Origin of the sequence: Hufsiella arboris (assembly GCF_009834875.1) — a bacterium.
Lineage (GTDB): Bacteria > Bacteroidota > Bacteroidia > Sphingobacteriales > Sphingobacteriaceae > Hufsiella_A > Hufsiella_A arboris.
This window is the reverse complement of the sequence record NZ_WVHT01000001.1, coordinates 476,540-495,151: the sequence shown is the minus strand read 5'-3', so window position 1 is coordinate 495,151 and position 18,612 is coordinate 476,540. Positions and strand designations below refer to the sequence as shown.

General features: G+C 41.8%; 20 protein-coding genes. 10 read left to right on the top strand and 10 right to left on the bottom strand.

Features of this window, described 5'->3' with window-relative positions; all coding sequences use genetic code 11:
* Positions 1-57: 57 nt before the first annotated feature.
* On the bottom strand, positions 58-1,113 hold the full coding sequence (locus tag GS399_RS02120) for a HesA/MoeB/ThiF family protein (protein ID WP_160842920.1): 1,056 nt from the start codon (positions 1,111-1,113) through the stop codon (positions 58-60).
* Positions 1,114-1,229: 116 nt separating this feature from the next.
* On the opposite strand from GS399_RS02120, the gene GS399_RS02115 reads away from it, so the two are divergent.
* Entirely contained in the window at positions 1,230-1,898 is a 669-nt protein-coding gene (locus GS399_RS02115; RefSeq protein WP_237487841.1) for an HAD family hydrolase, read from the top strand.
* 10 nt (positions 1,899-1,908) lie between these two features.
* On the opposite strand, the gene GS399_RS02110 is transcribed toward GS399_RS02115, so the two are convergent.
* A complete protein-coding gene (locus GS399_RS02110; protein ID WP_160842918.1) occupies positions 1,909-2,292 on the bottom strand; it encodes an SRPBCC domain-containing protein in 384 nt (127 codons plus the stop codon).
* A 33-nt stretch (positions 2,293-2,325) separates the two neighbouring features.
* Entirely contained in the window at positions 2,326-2,706 is a 381-nt protein-coding gene (locus GS399_RS02105) for a hypothetical protein (protein WP_160842917.1), read from the bottom strand.
* Positions 2,707-2,925: 219 nt separating this feature from the next.
* On the opposite strand from GS399_RS02105, the gene GS399_RS02100 reads away from it, so the two are divergent.
* Positions 2,926-3,564, top strand: a complete 639-nt coding sequence (locus GS399_RS02100; protein ID WP_160842916.1) for a hypothetical protein — start codon at positions 2,926-2,928, stop codon at positions 3,562-3,564.
* On the opposite strand, the gene GS399_RS02095 is transcribed toward GS399_RS02100, so the two are convergent.
* Positions 3,561-4,811, bottom strand: a complete 1,251-nt coding sequence (locus GS399_RS02095) for an aspartyl protease family protein (protein ID WP_160842915.1) — start codon at positions 4,809-4,811, stop codon at positions 3,561-3,563. The two genes, GS399_RS02100 and GS399_RS02095, sit on opposite strands and share 4 nt — an antisense overlap.
* Positions 4,812-4,861: 50 nt before the next feature.
* Between GS399_RS02095 and GS399_RS02090 the strand changes: the two genes are divergently transcribed.
* Complete coding sequence (locus tag GS399_RS02090; RefSeq protein WP_160842914.1) at positions 4,862-6,154, top strand: D-alanyl-D-alanine carboxypeptidase; 1,293 nt, start codon at positions 4,862-4,864, stop codon at positions 6,152-6,154.
* Positions 6,155-6,164: 10 nt separating this feature from the next.
* On the opposite strand, the gene GS399_RS02085 is transcribed toward GS399_RS02090, so the two are convergent.
* The 5 genes from GS399_RS02085 to porX are packed head-to-tail and all read right to left on the bottom strand — an operon-like array spanning position 6,165 to position 11,191.
* Complete coding sequence (locus tag GS399_RS02085) at positions 6,165-7,136, bottom strand: YihY/virulence factor BrkB family protein (protein ID WP_160842913.1); 972 nt, start codon at positions 7,134-7,136, stop codon at positions 6,165-6,167.
* Between the two features lie 60 nt (positions 7,137-7,196).
* On the bottom strand, positions 7,197-7,886 hold the full coding sequence (locus GS399_RS02080; RefSeq protein ID WP_160842912.1) for a M15 family metallopeptidase: 690 nt from the start codon (positions 7,884-7,886) through the stop codon (positions 7,197-7,199).
* A gap of 2 nt (positions 7,887-7,888) precedes the next feature.
* Positions 7,889-9,103, bottom strand: coding sequence for an alanine dehydrogenase (locus GS399_RS02075; RefSeq protein WP_202409356.1), 1,215 nt, complete (start codon positions 9,101-9,103; stop codon positions 7,889-7,891).
* 59 nt (positions 9,104-9,162) lie between these two features.
* Complete coding sequence (gene tsaE / locus GS399_RS02070) at positions 9,163-9,585, bottom strand: tRNA (adenosine(37)-N6)-threonylcarbamoyltransferase complex ATPase subunit type 1 TsaE (protein WP_160842911.1); 423 nt, start codon at positions 9,583-9,585, stop codon at positions 9,163-9,165.
* Between the two features lie 52 nt (positions 9,586-9,637).
* On the bottom strand, positions 9,638-11,191 hold the full coding sequence (gene porX / locus GS399_RS02065; protein ID WP_160842910.1) for a T9SS response regulator signal transducer PorX: 1,554 nt from the start codon (positions 11,189-11,191) through the stop codon (positions 9,638-9,640).
* A 73-nt stretch (positions 11,192-11,264) separates the two neighbouring features.
* Here porX and GS399_RS02060 point away from each other — a divergent pair, with 73 nt between their 5' ends.
* From GS399_RS02060 to GS399_RS02030, 7 genes are all read left to right on the top strand, one after another.
* A complete protein-coding gene (locus tag GS399_RS02060; protein WP_160842909.1) occupies positions 11,265-12,518 on the top strand; it encodes an HD domain-containing protein in 1,254 nt (417 codons plus the stop codon).
* Positions 12,519-12,587: 69 nt separating this feature from the next.
* Complete coding sequence (gene lpxD / locus GS399_RS02055; protein WP_160842908.1) at positions 12,588-13,631, top strand: UDP-3-O-(3-hydroxymyristoyl)glucosamine N-acyltransferase; 1,044 nt, start codon at positions 12,588-12,590, stop codon at positions 13,629-13,631.
* A 20-nt stretch (positions 13,632-13,651) separates the two neighbouring features.
* Positions 13,652-15,061, top strand: coding sequence for a bifunctional UDP-3-O-[3-hydroxymyristoyl] N-acetylglucosamine deacetylase/3-hydroxyacyl-ACP dehydratase (locus GS399_RS02050; protein WP_160842907.1), 1,410 nt, complete (start codon positions 13,652-13,654; stop codon positions 15,059-15,061).
* Positions 15,058-15,840 carry an acyl-ACP--UDP-N-acetylglucosamine O-acyltransferase gene (gene lpxA / locus GS399_RS02045; RefSeq protein ID WP_160842906.1) on the top strand — a complete coding sequence of 261 codons (783 nt, stop codon included), beginning with the start codon at positions 15,058-15,060 and terminating at the stop codon, positions 15,838-15,840. The genes GS399_RS02050 and lpxA overlap by 4 nt, the downstream gene beginning before the upstream one ends.
* A gap of 5 nt (positions 15,841-15,845) precedes the next feature.
* Positions 15,846-16,463, top strand: coding sequence for an ABC transporter ATP-binding protein (locus GS399_RS02040; RefSeq protein WP_160842905.1), 618 nt, complete (start codon positions 15,846-15,848; stop codon positions 16,461-16,463).
* Positions 16,464-16,561: 98 nt separating this feature from the next.
* Complete coding sequence (efp, locus tag GS399_RS02035; RefSeq protein ID WP_160842904.1) at positions 16,562-17,122, top strand: elongation factor P; 561 nt, start codon at positions 16,562-16,564, stop codon at positions 17,120-17,122.
* Positions 17,123-17,217: 95 nt separating this feature from the next.
* Positions 17,218-17,787: a 5-formyltetrahydrofolate cyclo-ligase gene (locus GS399_RS02030; protein WP_160842903.1), complete on the top strand. Its 570-nt coding sequence runs from the start codon at positions 17,218-17,220 to the stop codon at positions 17,785-17,787.
* A 54-nt stretch (positions 17,788-17,841) separates the two neighbouring features.
* Here the strand turns inward: GS399_RS02030 and GS399_RS02025 are convergent, their stop codons facing one another.
* Positions 17,842-18,609, bottom strand: a complete 768-nt coding sequence (locus GS399_RS02025; protein WP_160842902.1) for an exodeoxyribonuclease III — start codon at positions 18,607-18,609, stop codon at positions 17,842-17,844.
* Positions 18,610-18,612 lie beyond the last annotated feature (3 nt).

The window sequence follows — 18,612 nt, the reverse complement described above, 5'->3', positions numbered from 1 at the left end:
TATATAGTTTTATCATCCGCGGAATTTAAACATCGTTGTTTGGTACTCTTGTTAGACTTAAATGATGTTTATCCAGTTTGACATTGAACCGCGGAGACAGAACGTTTTATTAAATCCGAGTTTTCGTAAGAATTTAACGGCTTCGTAGCTTCTGAATCCCTGTTGGCAGTAAAAAATCGCGGTGGCTTTAGGGTCGAAATCTAAAACTTTGCCAGATATTAAATCATCGAAGGGAATATTGGTGCCGCCTAGGTTAAATGTATCGTGTTCGGTCTCCGTGCGGACATCGATGAGTTGGTAACTTGTGTTTTTAAGCTTTGACGTGAAAGCTTCATTCGAAAGAACAAATAGCGCAGGATTTTCGGAAAAGCGTTTGATACTTTCCGTTAAACTTTCATTATTTTTTTTATAATTTATTTTAGTGAATGTACCGTCTAACGAATCTAAAGTTAGCAGCGTACCTGACAGAACGTTGGGATTTTCCAATGCAATCTTCAGTGTCTCGTTTGCCATCATCGTTCCAATAAGCGCGGTGGTAACATTGTAGGCGCCAATGTCAGCACAACTTTGAATTGCTCCATGCTCCGGCTCGGGAAACAAGCACCTTAATGTTCCAGAATTTTCATAATTGAAAACCGTTAAGTGGCCTTCCGCCTGATGAATGGCTCCATAAACCAGTGGCTTATCCATATAAACACATGCATCGTTGATCAGGTACCTGGCAAGAAAATTATCGGTACAATCAACAACAATGTCGTACGGATCGATCAGATCAAGAACGTTATCCTGCCCGACAATGATCGAATGGTTAACAAAAAGTGTTTCAGGATTATGAGATTTTAACCGCTCGATAGCTGCCCCCGTTTTAAGTCGGCCGGAATCATTGATGGTGAAAAGAGTTTGCCGGTGCAAGTTTGAAATGCTGACAATATCAAAGTCTGCGATACCAATAGTTCCGATTCCGCTGGTGGTTAAATTTAAAAGACAAGGGCAGCCAAGTCCGCCGGCTCCAATAACCAACACTTTCGCATCCTTTAGCTTTTGCTGGCCATGATAACCGATAAAACTTAACTTGCTATGACTAGAATAATATTCGCGGCTGTTAAAGTCCATAAACAAATTTAGCTATTTAGAGTGAACGGTGATTTCAATAGCGACCGGCAGAAGAGTCTTCGAAAAAATAGTTACCAGAAATAGTCATGATAGAAAACATCGGTTATTTTAGCGATATGAATAAGCCCAAAGCCATACTTTTCGACCTTGACGGAACCCTGATCGACTCAGAACGCTTTCATATGGAATGCTGGAACGAAATTTTGAGAGAACATGGAAATCAATTAACGTATGCTGACTGGTTAAAATCATATTCAGGAATTCCTCTGCCAACAAACGCTAAAAACATCATCGAACAATTTAATTTGCCGTATGAAAGCGGGGAATTGATCAGTCGCCGCGAGACTTTGACGCTCGAACGATTAAAAACAACTAAAGTAGCGCTAATGCCCTATGCAGAAGATATTTTAGAGTTTTTTACAGAAAAAGGATTGATACTAGCATTGGTAACAGGCAGCCCGAGATATGATGTCGATGCAACCTTCGAGCATAATAACCTTAAAAAATATTTCCGAGTAATTGTTACCAGAAGTGACGTAACAAACAGCAAACCAGATCCGGAAAGCTATAACTTGTGCGTAGATAGATTAGGACTATCTAAAGAAAATTGTATCGTTTTTGAAGATACCGTTAACGGTATAAGATCAGCTAAAGCTGCCGGACTAATGTGTTACGCCATTCAAAGTAACCTGGACGAGCACCACAAACTAAGTATAGCCGATAACTTATTCCTTGATTTTAACGCGGCGAAATTATTTATGCTTGAAAATGATTTGATTGACTAACGACGTTTTATCACTCGCCAGTGTAAAAATCAATCAGGTCGCCGAAATATGTGGTGTTCCAGCCGTCGACCATGTCCTCATAGTCCGCATCCGGAATGTTTGTGTGATGAAGTTCGGCTGAGGTGCCCTGTTTATGCGGATGTAGTTTGATCGTTACGATAGAGGCTGTATCCTGATCTCCGAAATACCATTGCTGAACGATTTTCTTACCTTCTTCAAATTCCAGGTTTTTTCCGACAATGCTGCCGTCCCAAAGTGAAAATTCTGATCCTGGCTCGGTTGACATTTCTACCTCATCGCCAGTCCACAGATGCAAAGTTGCCGGGTTGGTAAGCGCCAGGTAAACTTCTTCCGGCGCAGCAGGTATGGTATAATATTTTTTGAAATCCTTCATATTTTATACGAAGGTAGATATTTCTCTGTCAAATTATTTAAGATCCGAAGGTGCAGCGTCATTAGGGTTTCCGTAAACCATTGGAGCAACCGGAACTGTTTGCAATCTTAAGTCTTCAGGTGCTTCTTCATTTGGATTTCCATAAACCATTGGAGCAACTTTTACTGTCATGAGTCTTAAATCCTCAGGCGCTTTTTCGTCAGGATTTCCATAAGTCATTGGCGCTACTTTTACAGCCATTAATCTTAACTCTTCAGGCGCCTTTTCGTTAGGATTACCCCAAATCATAGGAGCCGTGGCAACAGATAAACGGTGTTTCGCATTTTTTCCAAAAGCTTTGTTTTTTTCGTCAGCTCTGCTTGCTGTAGAAATTGTTATCAGAATTGCTGCGGTGATGATGCTTAAAGTTTTCATTTTGAGTATGTTTTAGTTTAGTTTTTGTTATTTGTTGACTCAAAACTACCTCAGATTTCAAGGCTTGTAAATGACTTTTGGGCTAGCGAAGGAAAGATTTCGGTAAACGAGCTTTTCATGTCGGCGAAAATCTAATTTGAACTTTTCACCGGTTAGGCGGCCTGTCAAACTGTTTAGGAATCCGGCAAAACTTGCCAGAAAAGATTTTGTTGATCAAGCATGATCTCATTTAAACAAACAGCTGCCTGTTTAGGGTTTGCCATGATATTGGCGATATCGTGTTCACAGCCGGCAAAACATGAGCGTGCTGGGCAAGATTCCTTAACAGCCACAACTTCAATTGAGTCGGGGCCAGCCGATGATTCAATACCTCCAAGCCGTTCCATAATTCCGGGAGATAGAATCGGCCTTACCAGGTTAAATGATCGCGCCGATTCAATAGTTAATAATCTCGGTAAGCCCGATTCGGGAGATGCTGCAATGGGGAAATCAGTTTCGTATTGGTTTTCGAAACCCAGGAAAGAAGTTACAATGGTTTACTTTACAACAAATATGGGCGCCCCCAATGCAGTACCAAGGGCAAAGCAGGTAAGTGTTACATCCAGTTTCTTTACAACAAAAAGTAAGGTATCAACTGGAGCATCGCTTGATTTTATAAAAAAGAAATTTCCTCTATTGAAAATTCTGGGTGAGTACAGCGATAAGGCCAGAAAGATTTCAGTTTACAATGACCCGTCAGGTATTGCTTTTAACGTGGATGATAGCGGCCGATGCATTGCAATTACGATTTATGAAGCGGGCAAAGACCCTTCACAAACTTATCTAAGCATTCATCCGGGTTGGAAGAAGCAAGGCTAGATCCTCCGTCTTAAAGTTAAAATAACGTGTACACGATTTTTTTGCCCATGCGGTAAAACGTCCATTATAAAACTACGATCGTTACGAGATCGGAACATAGCGTCAATTTCTTCCATGGTCATCTCTTTAACAGGTTTGAAGTTGATACTTAATATCTCGTCGTCATTTTCAAGGCCGGCGTCAACTGCGGCAGAACCGGGTTCAACCCTGCTTACGATGATGCGATTGAAGTCGTCGCCAGCGGCCATTAGCTCAAGTCCGCTCATATCATGTTCAAACGGCTCTGAATAAGATGACGTGCGTCTCAGATACATGCATTGTCTTTCGTAATCAAATACAAGTTCAAAGCGCTTGAGCACATTATTTCCGATATTTCCGTTCCTCGTTTGTGAATTTACTTTTGCGCCAACATCGTTGTAGTTCGGAAATGCGCTTATTATGTTATCAAGCTGAAACTTGCCAAGCTTTATTGACTTAAGGCGTGCCAGATAGCCATTAATTGGTCCGGAAAGCCCGATACCGAGATTTGCCGGAATATTAACAGCAGGCACTACGATTGGCTGACCGTTGTCCGACTCGAGCGATAACGGATGCCCGGCGCCGGTATCAATTATAAGTTTGGCCATCATTTTCCTGTTATAGTCGAGATCTATAGCCGCCGTAACATAAGGCTTATGTTCCTCGATTGTTATAGGAACCTTAAATCCTTTTTTAGGAATGTACCCAACCTTTGAGTCATATGCTACAATGGTCTTTTGGGCGTAATTTATCCGTACAATAAAGCTGCTGAAGAATTCGTAGCCTATTAGTCCGTGAATCGGCATGCCTGTATATTCTGATAGATTAAAGCGATCCTTTTTCAAAATTGCAGCGGCACAGTTTCCGGATATCGAATTGCCGATGTCGATTTGTATGGAAGGGCTGATATATGCTGAGAGATCGCCGCCTTCGCCAAAACCATTGATGTTGATGCTGCGCAAATTGTTGATGCCGACGCTATCAACAAGCTTAGGATCTGTTATGATAAAGAGGCCAACGCCGGTATCTAGAACAAAGTTGAACGGTCCCTGTCCGTTAATTTCCAAGGGAATTACGATGAGATTTTTTATGAATTTGAAGTCGATGGTTTCTCTTTTGCGGTTGTTTTTAAACTGCAGGGACTGCGCCTCCAATGATGAATTCAGAAAAGAAAAAAGCATGGACATAAACAGCCATAGCGTTCTTCTGCGGTTTTTAAAAATCATCATTTTATAATTGGTGGCCGGTGATCAGTTCACCGCTTTTATTAGATTTACACATGAAATTAAGAAGAATTTATTTCTATATACTCATCCTCTGCGCATTTTTTAACCAGTACAATGCTGTTGCCGGCCCGGGTAAGTTGAGGCGGATGATACGTAAATCATCAATTCTTAAAAGTCAACACACCGGTTTCGCTTTGTACAATATCGGTGATAAAAAATGGCTTAAGGGATATCAGGACGACAAATATTTTCAACCAGCTTCTAATACCAAATTATATACGTTTTATGGCGGGTTGTGTATTTTAAAAGATTCTGTTCCCGCGCTGAAATACATTATTCGTAATGATTCATTGATTTTTTGGGGAACCGGCGATCCCAGTTTATTAAACCGGGCCTATAAAACCGAGGAGGTTTTTAACTTCCTGAAAAGCACCAAGCAAAAGCTGTTTTTTGCCGACGGGCAGTATACAGGTAAAAAGTTCGGGCCGGGGTGGGCGTGGGATGATTATAACGATGACTATCAGTCTGAAATAAACGAATTTCCATTGTATGGAAATGGTGTTTGGTTTAATGCCGGAACAGATGGTCGTATATCGATGGTTCCGGATATGTTTTCGCTAATTAAAACTAACAAAAAAGGACCATTTGAGATCAGGCGGGATGTGGATCAAAATGTATTTTTTTATCCTCGTGACACAACGGGGTACAAGCAGTTTGTTCCATTTGAAACGGATGAAGCCGAAATCGCTTGTTTATTACAAGATACTCTTAAAAGAGCTGTCGGGTTTTTACATGAGCCAATTCCGCAAAATGTGAAAGCAATAAATAGCTTGCCGGCCGATTCATTATATAAGTATATGCTGCATGTGAGCGATAATTTCACTGCCGAGCAATTGCATTTAGTTTATGCGGCGCGATTGGGCATAGAAATGAATACGGCCCAAACAATTGCTTATATTATAAAAAACTATTTGCCAGATCTGCCGGACAAGCCGAGTTGGGTTGATGGCTCCGGACTTTCACGGTATAACTTATTTACTCCGAGAGATAATGTTAAACTTCTTGAAAAAATATATGAAAAGGTGAATGACCAAAGCCGGCTGTTCGCTTTGCTGCCAAACGGTGGAAAAAGCGGAACGTTGAAAAACTACTTCAAAAGTGAAATTCCTTATGTATTTGCAAAAACCGGAAGTTTCTCGAACAATTACAACCTTGCAGGCTATTTAGTTTCAAAGCGGGGTAAGATCTACGCTTTTAGCTTTATGAACAATAACTTCACGCTTCCATCAAATCAAATCCGACAGGAGGTTGAGCGTATTTTATCTTATCTGCATACTCACGGATAACTCCGGCTTATTAATTGTCATTTGATTTTGCAATATCAGGATGCTTGGGAGTTAACGTATCGACATCTTTTTCCCGTTCAACCTGGTCAATGTGTACAGCATAGTCTTCCGGTTCGATACTATCGCAAGTACTTTCAGCGTAAACCTGGGTAAATTCAGCGCCAAAATATAATATTGCTGAAGTATAGTAAATCCACAAAAGGATAACAATAATGGAGCCGGCGGCGCCATACGTTGAGGCTGTTCCCGTATTTTGTATGTAAAGCCCGATTGCATATCTTCCGAGCATAAACAGAATCGCTGTGAAGAAGGCGCCGGCCCTCACTGTTTTCCATTTTATTTTTACATCTGGTAAAAACTTGAAAATTATGCCGAAAAGAAATGAGATGACAAAAAAGGTGATAGCGAGATTGACGATATCGGTAACTATAACCGTCATCCCGGGAAACAATCGTGTCAATTTATTTTGAAGCGCAAGTATTATCGCATTAATAAGTAAGGATACCAGCAACAAAAAGCCCAGGCTAATTATCAACGAGAACGATAAAAACCTGTTTTTAAGCATTTGCAGCCAACCCTTTTTTGGTTTTGCTTTTACACGCCAGATCATATTTAGTGAGTCTTGTATTTCGAGAAAAACACTGGTGGCGCCCAAAACCAGGGTTACTATACCAATAACTAAAGCGAATGAAGTTTTTCCCGAAAGTTCCTGGCTTTTTATAATGCTTTGAATTTGTGCCGCTGCGCCGGGGCCAACGAAAGATTTAATTTGAGGATATAGTTCACCTTCAATCGCCTCTCTGCCGTAAACGGCACTAACCAGCGATATGATGATTATGAAAAGCGGGCCGATTGAAAATATCGTATAGTACGCCAAAGACGCACTTAATTTAAGTCCTTTATCATTTGAAAAACCCGTGAAGGTTGTTTGCAGGATTTTCCATACATCTTTCCAGTATTCTTTGGTAAAAAACTTTTTCATAGCAGTAGTTTGTTTGTTAGCAACAACCTACCGTTACATTTCGTTTCAATTAGTTTTAGATCATAGATTGTTAAATGGAATATCCATTAAAGCGAATTTTTCCCAACCGGTAAAATCAAAATGCCACCATTCGTTATCGATCACCTTAAAGCCGTGGGATTCCATTACGCTTCGAAGCATATCGCGGTTAGCTTTTTGAACAGCCGGCAGGTCGCTGTAATCCGGACTTGCTTTTTCAGAAAAGCTGTCATAGCCGGTTGGCATATCTATTTCCTTTCCGGTTTTTAGATCAATAATGGTCAGATCAACAGCGCAGCCGCGGTTATGGCGTGATCCGTTTTTCGGATTGGCGACAAATTCCTTTTTATCTGTAGCGTTCCAGAATTTAATCGTAATCGCATAAGGGCGATATCCGTCAAATATTTTCAAACCAAGACCTTTTTTCTGTAACTCTGCCTGGACTTGCTTTAAGGCCTTTACTACCGGCATTCGCGCAAACGCCCTCGGCGCATCATACATTACCTTTCCTGTGAAATTGTTGGTCGTTGCATAGCGTATATCCAACCGGATTGATGGAATTGCCTTTTTTATTTCAACCAAGCGATTGGCTGGGTTTTCTTTCAGAGATTGATTGTATAGCTGTAACGAGTTGTCGATTGGTAGATTATAAGGATTATTTGCTTGAGAAAACGATTTTTGGCTGACACCGCATAAGAATAATACCACTACAGCACGGGTAAATACTCTCATCTTTATCTCTGTGAAACAATCAATAGGTCAAGGTCTTTAGGAACTAAGTTGAATCTTACAGCCAAGTCTTTGTTTGTTAATTGGCCCTGGTAAAGGTATATAGCGTTACGAACTCCCGGTTTCTCCCAGATTACGTTCATGATTCCGCCCATTTCGCCAATGTCTACCAGGATTGGCGTGAAGATATTTGTCAGCGCATAGGTTGCGGTCCTCGCCACGCGAGATGCAATGTTAGGAACGCAATAATGAATCACATCATACTTTCTGAAAACGGGATGTGTATGATTGGTGACCTTTGATGTTTCAAAACAGCCACCCTGATCAATGCTTACATCGATAACTACTGAGTGGGCTTTCATTTTGCTAACGGTTTCTTCTGAAACAATACAAGGGCTGCGGCCGTTCGTTGCGCGAATTGCCCCGATTACCACATCGCAGGTTGTAATGGCTTTATGTAACACGATTGGCTGAATAACTGAGGTGAAAACTCTTGCTCCGATATTAGTTTGAAGCCGGCGAAGTCGATAGATAGAGCTGTCAAAAACTTTTACTTCCGCGCCAAGAGCAATAGCAGTTCTGGCGGCGTATTCACCAACGGTCCCTGCCCCAAGAATAACGATTTCTGTGGGAGGAACTCCTGTGATACCGCCAAGCATCAAACCTTTCCCTTCAAAAACGTTGCTTAAATACTCGGCTGCAATTAATATGGAAGTTGCTCCAACGATCTCGCTCATAGCCCTCACAACGCTTAGTGATCCGCCTTCATCGCGAAGATATTCAAAAGATAAGGCTGTGATTTTTTTCTTCATCATCGCTTCGAGCAGATCCGTTTTCATCGACGACATCTGCAAAGTAGAGAAGAGTACTTGGCCGGATTTCATCATACTGACCTCATCCATGGTCGGTGGTCCGATTTTAATAATGATATCGGCCTGGAAAACCTCTTTTCGGTCGTGGATGATCCGTGCCCCCTGTTCGCTGTAATCGCTATCGGTAAAGTTAGCTGCAAGCCCGGCGTTCGACTCGATAAAAACCTGGTGGCCGTTATTAACCAGTAAAGCGACCGATAAAGGGGTTAACGCGATGCGGTTTTCCTGGAAGGATGTCTCTTTAGGTATACCGATAAATAACGAATTCTTCCTGGCACGTGTTTCCAGCATAGCCTCCTGTGGCTGTAGCATAGCTTGCCTGGCAATGTCAGATAGTTCACTTATCATGTTTCCGGTTAAGTCAAAGGTGGGTGAAGATAGAAAATTACCATGTATTTTAAAAGAGCTTAAACCTCATCAGCTTTAATTAACCTAGAACTGTCAGGCTGGATAGTAATCGTAACCTTCACGGCACCGGCAGGAATTAAGTCGGGGATTTTTTCCGGCCACTCAACGAAGCAGTAATGACTCGAATAGAAATACTCTTCGATACCTATATCTAAAGCTTCTTCCTGCGTCTTTATCCGGTAAAAATCAAAATGATATACAGGCCCGGCTTCAGATGGATATTCATTGACAATGGAAAAGGTAGGGCTGGAAACAGAAGCCTGTACTCCCAGGCTTTGGCAAAGAGCTTTTATGAAAGTGGTTTTACCTGCGCCCATATCCCCGTAAAAAAGGAACACCCGTTCGGATGGAAATTTATTCAGCAATGAAGCGGCAGCGACCGGTAAATCTTCCGGTGCCGGCGCCAGAAATTCTGTATTCATTAACTGCAAAATAAAGTGAAAATCACACTAAGTTCAACTAAATGTATTACTGCTATTTTGAGCTGTAAATAGCAAACGGGATAATCATTTCTTCAAGAGAGATTCCGCCATGCTGAAACGTTTCGTTGAAGTAGTTAACAAACTGATTATAGTTATTGGGGTAAACAAAGTAGGTGTCTTCTTTTGCAAAAATGAAGCTTGAACTTACATGAAGCTTTGGCAACATGGCGTCGTGCGGATTTTTTATCAGAAATACATCTTTACCGATATAATTAAGATTCTTCCCTTGCTTGTAACGAAGATTCGTGTTTGTGTTCCTGTCGCCGATAACTTTACTTGGGTGCTTTACCCGGATGGTGCCGTGATCGGTTGTGACGATGATTTTTACATTTTTCTGCGACAGCTTTTTTAGGGTGTCCAGCAGTGGAGAATGTTCAAACCACGACAGTGTAAGTGAACGATAGGCAGCTTCATCATTGGCCAGCTCCCTGATCATCGCCATATCTGTACGCGCATGCGACAGCATATCCACAAAGTTGTAAACGAGCACATTCAGATCGTTGCCCAAAAGATTGTTTACAGTGTCTGTAATGTCGCGGCCTTGTTCATAAGTAAGGATTTTATTGTATGAAACTTTGCAGTCTTTTCTAAGCCCCCGCTGAACCTGGTCGAGCAGGAACTGCTCTTCAAATAAATTCTTGCCACCTTCATCTTCATCATTTTGCCACATAGAAGGAAAGCGTTTTTCCATGTCAAGCGGCATTAACCCCGAAAAAATAGCGTTACGTGCGTATTGCGTAGCTGTTGGAAGAATACTGTAATAGTTGTCTTCTTCATCCATTCTGAAATAGTCGGTAATGATAGAATTTATCATTTTCCATTGGTCATATCGCAGGTTATCTATCAGGATGAAAAATACCGGTTTATTCGTCTCAAGAGCTGGAAAAACCTTCCGCTTAAAAAGCTGGTGCGACATCACCGGAGCCGTTGCGTTATCCTTTAGCCAGCCGAGATAGCTTTTTTCAATAAACTTTGAAAATTGCATGTTGGCTTCGGCTTTTTGCATAGTTAATATTTCATGCATGCCTTCATCTTCAAGTTTTTCAAGCGAAAGCTCCCAATAGATCAGCTTCTTGTATACGTCCACCCATTCCTGGTGAGAGAGGTTGTCGTTAAGGGTCATTCCCAGGTTTCTGAAATCCTGCTGATAGGCCATAGTGGTTTTCTCACTGACAAGCCGCTTATTGTCGGTCAGCTTTTTGATGGTCAATAAAACTTGTTTTGGATTCACAGGTTTTATCAGATAGTCGTCGATTTTTGAACCGATGGCATCTTCCATCAAATGTTCCTCTTCGTTCTTGGTAATTAATACGATAGGTATTTCAGGGTTGACGTTTTTAATTTCGGCGAGTGTTTCAAGACCGGTTAGTCCCGGCATGTTTTCATCTAAAAAAACAAGATCAAAGTGGCCGGATTTAAAAGTTTCGAGTGCATCATTGCCGTTGGTCACCGTTTTCACGGTATAACCTTTGTCATTTAAAAATAAAATATGCGGTTTTAATAAGTCGATTTCGTCATCGGCCCATAAAATTATAGTTTCCTGCATTCTAAAGCTTTTTACAATAAGTCATATATAACAATAAAAGCTCACTTTTGTATTGTTAAAAAATGCTAAATTTTTGAATACGAAAAACTTTCCGACCCTAAACAAGAAAAAAATCATCAACGATCCGGTTTATGGTTTTATAAGCATTCCTTCGGATCTGATATATGATCTTATTCAGCACCCTTATTTTCAACGGCTTCGCAATATTAAACAGCTCGGATTAACTTATTTGGTATATCCCGGAGCAATTCACAGTCGTTTTCATCATGCATTAGGTGCCCTGCACTTGATGTGCCTTGCAATCGAAACATTGCGCAACAAGGGGCATGTTATCACCGAAGAAGAGGAAAGAGGGGTGACCGCTGCGATTCTGCTTCATGACATTGGCCATGGACCGTATTCGCATGCCCTCGAACATACAATTGTTGAAGGTGTATCTCACGAAGATATTTCCATCATGTTGATGGACGAGCTGAATAAAGAGTTTAAGGGACAATTAGACATTGCCATTCAAATATTCAAAAAAGAGTATCCGAAGAAATTCCTTTCGCAGTTAGTGTCCGGACAACTGGATATAGACAGGATGGACTACCTGAACCGGGATAGCTTTTTTACCGGCGTTTCCGAAGGCGTGATCAGCTTCGACCGGATTATCAAAATGCTGGATGTGGTTAATGACGAGCTTGTTGTGGAAGAAAAGGGAATCTATTCGGTAGAAAAGTTTCTTATTGCGCGCAGGCTGATGTACTGGCAGGTTTACCTTCATAAAACCGTTTTGGCAGCCGAATTACTACTGGTAAAAATTCTTGAAAGAGCGCGGGAGCTTGCTTTGCAGGGAACGGAGTTGTTCGCCACACCTGATTTTAAATATTTCCTGTATCAAAATATATCGACAGGGGATTTCCGCTTAGAGAATCTAAACCGTTTCTCAACGCTGGATGATTTTGACATTTACACATCGGTTAAAGTCTGGGCTAACCATGAAGATAAAATCCTTGCTATACTTTGCAGTAAACTACTAAACCGTAATTTATATCAGGTTGAGCTTTCCAGTATACCACCTCCTGTCGAGCTGGTTGAGCAGCTTGCAACAAAGGCGAAAAAGAAATATAAACTAACGGACGAGGAAACTACGTATTTCGTTTTTATGGAGACAGTACAAAACAACGCGTATAAACCGGGTGATGGAAATATCAATATTTTAAAGAAAAACGGCATCATTGAAGATATTGCCGCGGCCTCTGATAACTCAAACCTGGAGGCTTTAGGCAAGACGGTTGAGAAATTTATACTTTGTTATGATAAGGACTTGAAACTTTTCGCGTGATCAATAGTCAAATGTTAAGCTCTTGTTAAATCAATTTGTGCATTCACTTTTAACCTATAAATTTGCCGCATGCAATTTACTGCACATCAGATTGGAATTTTGTTAAATGGTACCGTCGAGGGGAATCCGGATGTTACAGTAAACAAATTAGCCAGGATCGAAGAAGCTAAGGCAGGTTCACTGTCGTTTCTTGCCAATCCAAAGTATGAGCCCTTCCTTTATCAAACGGAGGCGTCGGTTGTTATTGTGAACGAAGATTTTACGCCTTCGCAAACAATACAGTCAACCCTGGTAAAAGTAGCTGATCCTTATAGCGCGTTTTCGGTTTTGCTGGAAAAATATAATACGATCCGGCTGGACAAAAAAGGAATTGAAACACCGTCTTTTATACACCCCGAAGCCCAGATTGGCGCTAATGTATTTATCGGCGCCTTCGCGTACATCAGTGCAGGAGCTGTGATCGGCGATAACAGCAAAATTTATCCGCAAGCTTTTGTCGGTGATAATGTTCAGATTGGATCCGACTGTACATTATTTCCGGGTGTAAAGATCTATTCGGATTGTGTACTGGGAAATCGCATAGTTATCCACTCAAACGCGGTGATAGGCAGTGACGGTTTTGGCTTTGCTCCGCAACCTGACGGGAGCTATTCAAAAGTAAGCCAGATTGGAAATGTGGTCATTGAAGATGATGTGGAGGTTGGTTCAAACACATCAATCGATCGTGCAACAATGGGTTCTACGTTCATCCGGAAAGGAGTGAAGCTTGATAATCTTATTCAAATAGCCCACAACGCGGAAATTGGCGCAAATACCGTTATCGCATCCCAAACTGGAATTTCAGGGAGTTCAAAAATCGGAGAAAATGCCGTGATTGGCGGCCAGGTTGGTGTCGTTGGCCATATCTCGATAGCCAAAGGATCTCAAATACAGGCAAAATCCGGTATAAACCGATCTATCGAAGAAGAGGGTAAGAAATGGGCAGGAGCCCCGGCTACCTCGTATCATAATAATCTCCGCTCACAGGTGGTATTGCAGCGTTTGCCAGATCTGGAAAGAAAAATTGAAGAATTAAACCGCGCCATTGCGGAATTGAAAAATAATAAATCATAGCTGCTATCGTGCCTATTTATATGGAAGTAAAACAAAGAACGATCAAGTCTGACGTTGTAGTATCAGGTGTCGGGTTACATACCGGCGAAGCTGTTACTATGACCTTTAAACCGGCGCCGGAAAATCATGGATACAAGTTCAGGCGTGTTGATGTTGAAGGCCAGCCTGTTATTGATGCTGATGTTGACAATGTTACCGATACTTCACGCGGCACAACTATCTCACAAAATGGGGCAAGTGTAAGCACTGTCGAACATGTCTTGGCTGCGTTAGTGGGATTGGAAGTTGATAACGTGATGATTGAACTTGACGGCCCCGAAACGCCTATAATGGACGGCAGCTCGATTAAGTTTATCGATGCTTTGGAAGATATTGGCTTCCGTGAGCAGGATGCGAACCGTGAATATTATAACATACCATATAACATCCATTATTCCGAGGCCGACAGAAAGGTAGAGATGGTAGCTATGCCATTAGAAGGTGATTACCGCTTTACCTGCATGATCGATTATAATTCGCCGATTTTAGGCAGCCAGCATGCAGCTATTTCGTCACTGGCAGATTTCAAACGCGAAATAAGTTCAAGCCGTACTTTTTGTTTTCTTCATGAACTGGAGATGTTGCTGAAACATAACCTGATCAAAGGCGGTGATCTAAATAATGCGATCGTTGTAGTCGATAAAGAGGTTAGCAAAGATGAATTAAAGCATCTGGCCAAGCTTTTTAACAGGGAAGATATCGATGTTGCCCGCGAGGGAATCCTAAATAATATAGAACTTCGTCATCAGAACGAACCGGCAAGACACAAGTTGCTTGATATGATCGGCGACCTTGCTTTGGTCGGCGTTCCGCTGCGCGGGCATATTATGGCGGCTCGTCCGGGACACGCGGCAAACGTTGCTTTTGCGAAAAAAATTAAGGCGCAAATCAAGAAAGAGAAGAGCAAAAAAAGTTTGCACATCTATAATCCAAACACCAAGCCGGTATATGATACGGTACAGATAATGGAAATACTGCCGCACCGGCAACCATTTCTCATGATCGATAAGATCCTGGAGCTTACCAAAACTCACGTGGTTGGTGTGAAGAATGTAACCATGAACGAAGACCTTTTTCAGGGACATTTCCCTGGTTCTCCCATTTTTCCCGGTGTTCTGCAAATTGAGGCGATGGCCCAAACAGGTGGCATTTTAGTTTTAAATACGGTTCCTGATCCAGAAAATTATCTGACACTTTTCCTTAAAATAGAGAATGCCAGGTTTAAAGATAAAGTCGTTCCCGGAGACACCATTATTTTCGTATGTGATCTTTTAGCGCCGATACGTCGCGGAATTGCCCAGATGAAAGGTGTTGGCATGGTTGGCGAACGGATAGTTGTTGAAGCTGAATTGATGGCACAGATTGTAAAAGTAAAAAATAACGAAGCATGATTCAGCCACTAGCATACATTCATCCACAGGCAAAGATTGCGGATAATGTTGTCATCGAGCCCTTCTCGACCATTCAAGGCGATGTAATTATCGGCGAAGGAACATGGATTGGCCCGAATGTGACAATTATGAACGGTGCGCGGATCGGAAAAAACTGCAAAATATTCCCGGGGTCTGTTATATCCGGAGTTCCTCAGGATCTGAAATTTGCCGGCGAAGAGACGACCGTTGAGATTGGCGATAATACAACTATCCGCGAGTGCTGCACAATTAACCGTGGAACAAAAGACCGCTGGAAAACTGTTGTTGGAAAAAACTGCCTGATCCAGGCTTATTGCCATATTGCTCACGACTGCTTTGTTGGAGATAACTGTATTTTTTCGAACAGCACTACACTGGCCGGCCACATCACCATTGGCGATTATGTCGTTTTAGCAGGATTAGTAGCGATACATCAATTTGTACACGTTGGTTCACACGCTTTTGTAACCGGTGGTTCATTAGTTCGCAAGGATGTTCCACCTTACGTAAAAGCAGCACGTGAGCCGCTTTCATATGTTGGAATTAACTCTGTTGGGTTGCGGAGGAGAGGTTTTTCTTCAGATCAGATCAACGAAATACAGGATATTTACCGCACCATTTTTGTGAAAAAGCATAATATTACTACTGCTTTGGATATCATTGAGGCGGAAAAACAACCGACCGAAATCCGCGATGAGATCCTGGATTTTATCAGGGATTCAAACCGTGGAATTATGCGGGGATTTGCCAGCTCCTAACTGGAATGGAAATCGTTCTGGAAAATATCGGCAGGAGATTCAACCGTGAATGGATATTCCGCGGGATTAGCCAAACCTTTATTCAGGGCGATTCTTATGCAATTTTGGGTCCTAACGGATCGGGTAAGTCAACTTTTCTGCAGGTACTTTCAGGTAGTTTAAGCGAATCCGAGGGAAAAATAACTTATCGTAGAAATGATGTAGAAATTTCGACAGATCATATTTTTCATTCGCTTAGTATAGCTGCACCATATCTCGAACTGATCGAAGAGTTCACGCTTTCAGAGCTCATTGATTTTCATTTTAAGTTTAAGGCTTATGTCCCCGGATTTGACAGAGGCAGATTAATTGAATTGCTTGGTTTTGAACGTGCAAAAAACAAAAATATCCGGTTTTTTTCTTCCGGAATGAAGCAACGGACTAAGCTTGCCCTTGCAATGGCGTCCGACACCCCGGTTTTGCTGTTAGATGAGCCGACGTCAAATCTTGACAAAGAAGGACTAAAGTGGTACCACATGCTAATCCAGCAATTCACAGCAAACCGTTTACTAATAATCTGCTCCAACCAGGAAAATGAGTATGATTTCTGCGGCAGCTGTTTGAATATTGCTGATTATAAGTGATATTGCGGCTGATAATAAACCAGTTAAAATAATTTATTTTTTCACTTGCGAGTTCGTGCAAATGTTTTTACCTTTGCGGCTCGAAAAACCTATCCATTATGGCTAAGGCATCAGATATTAAAAACGGAAACATATTACGCTTTAACGGCGATTTGGTGAACGTAGAAGAGTTTATCCACCGTACACCCGGGAACCTTCGTGCTTTTTACCAGGCTCGCATGCGTAATATTAAATCAGGAAAATTGGTTGAATATCGTTTCCGTACTGATGAAGAAGTTGAAATATGCCGCGTAGAAACAAACGATTACCAGTATTTATATGAAGACGGTGATTATTACGTAGTAATGGATAATAATAGTTATGAGCAGTTCAATGTTCCGAAATCATTGTTTGGCAATGCAACCAAATTTATGAAAGAGGGAATGAATGTAATCGTAGCGTTCGAAAGTGATGAGCCGATCATGGGACAAGCCCCTGCCAGCGTTGAGTTAGAAATAACTTATACAGAGCCGGCGGTAAAAGGCGACACTTCAACAAACGCGTTAAAAAATGCGACTGTTGAAACCGGTGTCGAAATTAAAGTTCCTATGTTCATCAACCAGGGTGACAAAGTAAAAGTTGATACACGTACCGGTGACTACATCGAGCGTGTGAAATAATAAAGATCTTTTTTTCATACATTAAGTTTAAGGTTTAGGTTGATTATGAAACGGCTCCAATTGGAGCCGTTTTTTTTATTTTAGCTAATCCAACAATGAATAAAGCAGAACTACGAAAATCCTACCTTGAAAAGCGTCGAGCCTTATCCGAAATGGAACGTGGCGCATTGAGCGTTCAAATCCTGGCTAATTTTAAAACGCTTGATTTTACAGTGATCAGATATTTTCATACGTATTACCCAATGATAGGGCGATCCGAGTTTGATACCCTTATTTTAACAGACTGGCTAAAGAAGTCATATCCCGAAGTTATACTTGTTCTTCCGCAAAGCAATTTAGAAACAGGAACCATGCAGCATGTTGTGTGGAATAGCGAAACGCGCCTTGCGATGAATAGCTGGGGAATAACTGAGCCTGAAAACGGCCGTGTCGTTGATCCTGTGAAAATTGATGCCGTTTTAATTCCCCTGCTCGCTTATGACAAAAAAGGCAATCGTGTTGGTTATGGAAAGGGTTTTTACGATCGGTTTTTAATAGAGTGCCGGACCGGTGTTTTAAAAATTGGCGTATCTTTTTTCGGATCCGAGGATGAAATCCAGGATGCGGATGACCATGACATTCCGTTAGATCTGTGTATTACTCCTTATGAAATCAGGAAGTTCTAATGCATTAGTCATCCAATTACTTAAGCCATTGGATGGGTGACCAATGAGCTTTCGTTAAAACGCCAGCTCCAGCAATACCGGGCAATGGTCCGAGTGTTTTGCTTCGGGCAAAATAACCGCCCGCTTAAGATTATCTTTCAGATCGCTTGATGCCAGGTTATAATCGATGCGCCAGCCCAGATTTTTAGCCCTGGAATTCGCTCTGAAACTCCACCAGGTATAATTATGCGGTTCCGGATTGAAATGCCGGAAGGTGTCAATATATCCGGAGTTCAAAAATTCTTCCATCCATTCCCGCTCTGCCGGTAAAAATCCGGATGAATTGGCATTAGATTTCGGATTATGGATGTCAATAGCGCGATGGCAAATGTTAAGGTCGCCGGAGATTATCAATTTCGGAAACTCAATTTTCAGATGGTCGATGTATTCCTGGAAATCGTCAAGAAAGCGGTATTTAAATGCCTGCCGTTCGTCGCCGCTTGAGCCGGAAGGAAAATACGTGCTCATCACGGAGAAGTTGTCGAAATCTGCGCGAAGGACACGGCCTTCACGGTCGTAATCGCCGATCCCACAGCCATATTCAACCCGGTTTGGTGATTTTTTCGTAAAGATCGCCGTTCCGCTGTACCCTTTCTTTTCAGCCGGATTCCAGTAATGTTCATAGCCCATTTGCTCAATCAGAAGAATATCCATTAGCTGATCCGGCGAACACTTAATCTCCTGCAGGCAAACAATATCTGCATCAACTGCCTGCAGCCAGCTTAGCCAGTTTTTATTAATTGCCGAACGGATTCCATTGACATTATAGGTAACAATCTTCATAAG

Excerpts from the sequence above, each read along its gene's own strand:
- GS399_RS02120 (WP_160842920.1), bottom strand. The coding sequence starts at position 1,113 with ATGGACTTTAACAGCCGCGAATATTATTCTAGTCATAGCAAGTTAAGT.
- GS399_RS02115 (WP_237487841.1), top strand. The coding sequence starts at position 1,230 with ATGAATAAGCCCAAAGCCATACTTTTCGACCTTGACGGAACCCTGATC.
- GS399_RS02110 (WP_160842918.1), bottom strand. The coding sequence starts at position 2,292 with ATGAAGGATTTCAAAAAATATTATACCATACCTGCTGCGCCGGAAGAA.
- GS399_RS02105 (WP_160842917.1), bottom strand. The coding sequence starts at position 2,706 with ATGAAAACTTTAAGCATCATCACCGCAGCAATTCTGATAACAATTTCT.
- GS399_RS02100 (WP_160842916.1), top strand. The coding sequence starts at position 2,926 with ATGATCTCATTTAAACAAACAGCTGCCTGTTTAGGGTTTGCCATGATA.
- GS399_RS02095 (WP_160842915.1), bottom strand. The coding sequence starts at position 4,811 with ATGATGATTTTTAAAAACCGCAGAAGAACGCTATGGCTGTTTATGTCC.
- GS399_RS02090 (WP_160842914.1), top strand. The coding sequence starts at position 4,862 with ATGAAATTAAGAAGAATTTATTTCTATATACTCATCCTCTGCGCATTT.
- GS399_RS02085 (WP_160842913.1), bottom strand. The coding sequence starts at position 7,136 with ATGAAAAAGTTTTTTACCAAAGAATACTGGAAAGATGTATGGAAAATC.
- GS399_RS02080 (WP_160842912.1), bottom strand. The coding sequence starts at position 7,886 with ATGAGAGTATTTACCCGTGCTGTAGTGGTATTATTCTTATGCGGTGTC.
- GS399_RS02075 (WP_202409356.1), bottom strand. The coding sequence starts at position 9,103 with ATGATAAGTGAACTATCTGACATTGCCAGGCAAGCTATGCTACAGCCA.
- tsaE (WP_160842911.1), bottom strand. The coding sequence starts at position 9,585 with ATGAATACAGAATTTCTGGCGCCGGCACCGGAAGATTTACCGGTCGCT.
- porX (WP_160842910.1), bottom strand. The coding sequence starts at position 11,191 with ATGCAGGAAACTATAATTTTATGGGCCGATGACGAAATCGACTTATTA.
- lpxD (WP_160842908.1), top strand. The coding sequence starts at position 12,588 with ATGCAATTTACTGCACATCAGATTGGAATTTTGTTAAATGGTACCGTC.
- GS399_RS02050 (WP_160842907.1), top strand. The coding sequence starts at position 13,652 with ATGGAAGTAAAACAAAGAACGATCAAGTCTGACGTTGTAGTATCAGGT.
- lpxA (WP_160842906.1), top strand. The coding sequence starts at position 15,058 with ATGATTCAGCCACTAGCATACATTCATCCACAGGCAAAGATTGCGGAT.
- GS399_RS02040 (WP_160842905.1), top strand. The coding sequence starts at position 15,846 with ATGGAAATCGTTCTGGAAAATATCGGCAGGAGATTCAACCGTGAATGG.
- efp (WP_160842904.1), top strand. The coding sequence starts at position 16,562 with ATGGCTAAGGCATCAGATATTAAAAACGGAAACATATTACGCTTTAAC.
- GS399_RS02030 (WP_160842903.1), top strand. The coding sequence starts at position 17,218 with ATGAATAAAGCAGAACTACGAAAATCCTACCTTGAAAAGCGTCGAGCC.
- GS399_RS02025 (WP_160842902.1), bottom strand. The coding sequence starts at position 18,609 with ATGAAGATTGTTACCTATAATGTCAATGGAATCCGTTCGGCAATTAAT.